The following is a 946-nucleotide window of genomic DNA, read 5'->3' as shown; positions in this document are numbered from 1 at the left end:
AGTCGTCACTTCCGTTAAAATAGTGCGCTCGCCTGCTAGGCCTGCTTGGATAAGGCGGGTTTGCCCCTTGAGTAAGTCTGGATCGTCTTGATGAATAGTATCATAAGCAACGGCTTCTGTCGTAACTTCAAGCTCTGGCTTCACCTCTTCTAAACTTGGAACACCTTCGCTTGGAATTGAGGTGGATTCTACCTTAGTGCCTACTGCGATAATTTCGGTAACTGGTTCTAGGGTTACACTATTGGATATGACTTGGTGGTCTTCCTTGCCATCTACAATCGTCACTTCCGTTAAGATAGTGCGCTCACCTGCAACCCCTGCTCGGATAAGGCGGGTTTCACCCTTAAGCAAGTCCGGATCGTCCTGATGAAGAGTATCATAGGCAACGGTTTCTGTCGTTACTTCAAGCTCTGGTTTCACCTCAACCAAGCTTGGAGTACCTTCGCTTGGAATTGAGGTGGATTCTACCTTAGTGCCTACTGCTATGATTTCGGTAACTGGTTCTAAGGTTACAGTGTTGGATTTGACTTGGCGGTCTTCCTTTCCATCTACAGTCGTCACTTCCGTTAAGATCGTGCGCTCACCTGCTACGCCTGCTTGGATAAGGCGGGTTTGACCCTTGAGTAAGTCTGGATCGTCTTGATGAATAGTATCATAAGCAATGGATTCTGTCGTTACTTCAAGCTCTGGTTTCACCTCAACCAAGCTTGGTGTACCTTCGCTTGAAATTGAAGTGGATTCTGCCTTAGTACCTACTGCGATAATTTCGGAAATTGGCTCCAAAGTCACAGTATTGGATTTGACTTGGCGGTCTTCCTTGCCATCCACAGTCGTCACTTCCGTTAAAATAGTGCGCTCACCTGCTACGCCTGCTCGAATGACACGGGTTTGACCCTTAAGCAAGTCCGGATCTTCCTGATGAATAGTATCATAAGCAACGGCTTCT

1 protein-coding gene is annotated in these 946 nt (G+C 47.1%); it reads right to left on the bottom strand.

Features of this window, described 5'->3' with window-relative positions:
- Nucleotides 1-946, bottom strand: a 946-nt coding sequence (locus HMPREF2728_RS09665; protein ID WP_186822207.1) for a G5 domain-containing protein, incomplete at both ends; no start/stop codon positions are given.

It is taken from the genome of Streptococcus sp. HMSC061D10, from assembly GCF_001808865.1.
In the GTDB taxonomy this organism is placed as follows: domain Bacteria; phylum Bacillota; class Bacilli; order Lactobacillales; family Streptococcaceae; genus Streptococcus.
Note: the sequence above shows the minus strand (reverse complement) of the source record. Positions and strands in the feature narration are given on the sequence as shown.